At 75.4% G+C, this 3,404-nt stretch carries 4 protein-coding genes; 2 read left to right on the top strand and 2 right to left on the bottom strand.

The window, feature by feature from the left end; translation table 11 throughout:
* The first annotated feature begins 271 nt into the window (after positions 1-271).
* Positions 272-1,429 carry an SAM-dependent methyltransferase gene (locus JNW89_RS31665; protein ID WP_238451861.1) on the top strand — a complete coding sequence of 386 codons (1,158 nt, stop codon included), beginning with the start codon at positions 272-274 and terminating at the stop codon, positions 1,427-1,429.
* Between the two features lie 56 nt (positions 1,430-1,485).
* Here JNW89_RS31665 and JNW89_RS31660 read toward each other — a convergent pair whose 3' ends face one another.
* Positions 1,486-1,926, bottom strand: coding sequence for a hypothetical protein (locus JNW89_RS31660; protein ID WP_238451860.1), 441 nt, complete (start codon positions 1,924-1,926; stop codon positions 1,486-1,488).
* 239 nt (positions 1,927-2,165) lie between these two features.
* Between JNW89_RS31660 and JNW89_RS31655 the strand changes: the two genes are divergently transcribed.
* Positions 2,166-2,582 carry a helix-turn-helix domain-containing protein gene (locus JNW89_RS31655; protein ID WP_154941761.1) on the top strand — a complete coding sequence of 139 codons (417 nt, stop codon included), beginning with the start codon at positions 2,166-2,168 and terminating at the stop codon, positions 2,580-2,582.
* A gap of 33 nt (positions 2,583-2,615) precedes the next feature.
* On the opposite strand, the gene JNW89_RS31650 is transcribed toward JNW89_RS31655, so the two are convergent.
* The coding region (locus JNW89_RS31650; RefSeq protein WP_238451859.1) for a hypothetical protein at positions 2,616-3,404 on the bottom strand (789 nt) is incomplete at its 5' end.

Raw genomic sequence — 3,404 nt, 5'->3', positions numbered from 1 at the left:
CGACTGACCGCTGCCAGACCCGACGTCCCCCGCACCGTTCACCGGTGCGGGGGACGTCCCCTTTTCCGGTGCGGGCGCACGGTTCTCCGGTGCCGGACTCCGACCTGGCGTCCGTCCCCAGGGAGCTTGCCCGCAGGCTTTGCGTCCGCAGCGGGTGCCCCGATACCGCCCGCCGCGCCGGGACCGGTGTCGGGCGCGGCGGACGAGCGACGCACGGCACCTTGCGGTGGCCTGCCGACGGGCGGCCCGGACCAGGAAGGAAGATGGTGGAATGCCGGAACCGTTGGACGCCGCCCTGACCGAGGTCCGGGCCCTGCTGCTCGACCCCGCGCTGACCCGCGCGGTCGCCGCCGGTCGCCGCCGTGGGCAGCGCCCCTCGGTGGTCCGCGCCGAGCTGCGCCCGGTCGCGCTCAAGGCCGGCCCCCGGCTGCAGATCTCCACCTCCGACGGTGCCCGGCCGTACACCCGCAACGTGGCTCCGGGGGCGGAGGCCGGTGCGGCGGTCGACGCGCTGCTGGCCGAGCCGTTCGGCAACTGGCACGTGGAGACCGCGGACGCCACGCTCCAGCTCCGGGTGACCAAGTCCGGCGAGGCGCAGGTGCACCGGGCCGCGGCGAGCCGCCCGGACGCCGAGCCGGGTGGCCACGACCGCGCCAAGGAGTACCTGCTCGACCCGGGCGACCCGATCTTCGCCGAGATCGGCGGCTCGGCCGCCAAGCGCCGCCAGGTCGACGCGTTCCTGCGCGCGCTCGCCGCCACGCTCCCCGACGAGCTGACCGGCCCGCTGCGGGTGGTGGACCTGGGCTGCGGCAACGCGTACCTGACCTTCGCCGCGCACCGCTACCTGACCCAGCGGGGCCTCGACGTCGAGCTGGTCGGCGTGGACGTCCGCGAGGACCAGCGGCGGCGCAACACCGAGCTGGCCGAGCGGCTCGGCTGGGCCGACCGGGTCTCCTTCGTGGCCGGCACCATCGCCGACGCGGTGGTCGAGCCCGCCCCCGACCTGGTGCTGGCGCTGCACGCCTGCGACACCGCCACCGACGAGGCGCTGGCCCGCGCGGTGCGCTGGGACGCCCGCTGGGTGCTCGCCGCCCCGTGTTGCCACCACGACATCGCCGCGCAGCTACGCGCGCACCCGGCTCCCGCGCCGTACGAGCTGCTGACCCGGCAGGGCATCCTGCGGGAACGCTTCGCCGACGTGCTCACCGACTCGCTGCGCGCCGGCCTGCTCCGGCTGCACGGCTACCGGGCCGAGGTGGTGGAGTTCGTCGACTCCCGGCACACCCCGCGCAACCTGCTGATCCGGGCCCGCCGTACCGGCACCGCGCCGACGCCGGCGCAGCGGGCCGAGTACCGGGACCTGGTCGACCAGTGGCGGATCACCCCGCGCCTGGAGACGCTGCTGACCGAGGCCGGCCCCACAGACTGAGATCGGCCGGCCCCCGACACCCGTCCGACCGCCCGAGGTCGGCGTCGGCGCGGGGCTCAGCGACGGCGGTCGCCGCCCCGGTCCCGTCCCGACCGCTCGCCCCCCGGGGCCCGGTCGAACACCGAGATCCGGTCCCGCGACGATCGCTCGTCCTCGCCCGCCGCGGTGGGGAACGGGACGACCTTGCCCGACGTCTCGGCGTTGCCGGCGGCGGCGAAGGCGTTCCAGGAGATGTCGACCAGCAGCCGCTTCAACTCGGCGTGCCGGACGGCGGCGCTGCGCTGCAACGCCAGCCGGCTGCCGAGCACCACGCCGACCAGGGTGGTGGTGATCGCGCCGGTGGCGGCCAGCACGTGCGCGCCGGTGGCCTCGTCGCCGGTCAGCACCAGCGCCAGCAGCCAGATCCAGAAGCCGAGGGCGAACACGCCGGCCTTGGCCACGAAGAACATACTGACCGCACCCGGGCGGTGCGGCACGGGAAGGACGGGGTCGGCCATGCTGCTCCTCATCGGTGCGCCGGGACTCGTCAGCGCCACGTCGCTGGTGACGCCGGCACGTCGAGCTTAGTCGATGTCTGACTATCGACGCTGGACACGGGACAGGTGCCCACCGGCGCCGAAGTCCTGTCGGCGGGACCCTTCGGGTCGATCGGTCGACTGCTCCGACGCCTTGTCGTACTACCCTGGGAGGGCGCACCGAATCTGGGCTCCGGCCGGAAAGGGAAGACCCCGCAGGAATGGGTTCCGCAGAGGTATCACCGCAGATGGCCTTCGCACGTTTCGTGCGACGCGCCATCGACGACGCCCGCGACGAGCGGGGTTGGACGGTGAGCGACCTGGCGGCGCACACCGGGGTCGGGCGCTCCACCGTCTTCCGCTGGCTCGCCGGCGACTGGCAGGACTATCCCGAGCTGGCCAAGGTGCGCGGGTTCTGCGCGGCCCTCGACCTGCCCGTCGCGGCGGCGTTCCGGGCGCTCGGGCTGCCCGACGCCGGTCCCGCGCCGCGCCGCCGGGTCGACGACTCCCCCGTCGAGGCGGACGTACGGGTCATCCTGGAGCGGCTGGCCGACCCGACCGTGCCGGCCGAGGAGAAGCACCACATCCGCGACCTGCTCCGCTACCTGGCCCGCCGGCCGGTCCGCCGAGCCGGCTGAGCGACCGGTTCCCCGGCCACCCGGCCGTCGTCGTCAGGGCACGGTGACGGTGAACTCGGCGGTGCGCACCACGCCCGCCACCTGGAAGTCCAGGTACATCCGGTAGCTGCCGGGCCCGGGGGCGGTCACCCAGAAGGTGACCGGGTCGCCCGGCGGCGTCGCGACCGGGTGCACGTGCAGGTAACCCAGGTCGCCCTCGCGGAGGGCGACCAGGTGGCCGTACGCGCCGAGGTAGCGTTCCAGCGCGGCGGGGGCGCCACCGGCGCTGACGGTGAAGCGGAGCGGGAGGGCCTTGCCGACCTCCGGAGTGCCCGCGTAGCCGACGGTGAAGCCGTCGACGGTCGTGGTGGTGGCCGGGGCGGGCAGCGGCCGAGGGGCGTAACCGCCGGGCGCGACCAGGTCCACCCCGAGGGTCGCCGCCGTCTGCCGGCCGTCGTCGGCGACCGCGGTGAAGTCGGCGTACGCCCGCCAGACGCCCGGCTGCCCCAGGGTCAGCGGCACCGACCAGGTGCCGTCGGGCGCCATCGTGGGGTGCAGGTGCCGGTAGCCGCTGAGGTCCCGGCGCACCACGACCAGGTGCATCGGCTTGTCGTGCACGACGGCGAACCGGGTGACCGGCTGCCGCCGCTCGTCGCGTACCTGGAAGCGGAACTCGCCGGCCCGGCCGACGCCGAACTCCACCGCCGACGGGGTGAGCGTGTAGCCGGCGGAGCTGACCGAGAGACCGCCCGCGCCGCTGTCGGCGGCCTGGTCGGTGCCGGCGCCGTGGTCGTGCGCGCCGGTGCCGGGGGCGTGGGTGTGGTCGGTGGTGGCCGCGGCGGC

Source organism: Micromonospora sp. 4G55 (assembly GCF_016803375.1).
Note: the sequence above shows the minus strand (reverse complement) of the source record. Positions and strands in the feature narration are given on the sequence as shown.

Excerpts from the sequence above, each read along its gene's own strand:
- JNW89_RS31665 (WP_238451861.1), top strand. The coding sequence starts at position 272 with ATGCCGGAACCGTTGGACGCCGCCCTGACCGAGGTCCGGGCCCTGCTG.
- JNW89_RS31660 (WP_238451860.1), bottom strand. The coding sequence starts at position 1,926 with ATGGCCGACCCCGTCCTTCCCGTGCCGCACCGCCCGGGTGCGGTCAGT.
- JNW89_RS31655 (WP_154941761.1), top strand. The coding sequence starts at position 2,166 with ATGGGTTCCGCAGAGGTATCACCGCAGATGGCCTTCGCACGTTTCGTG.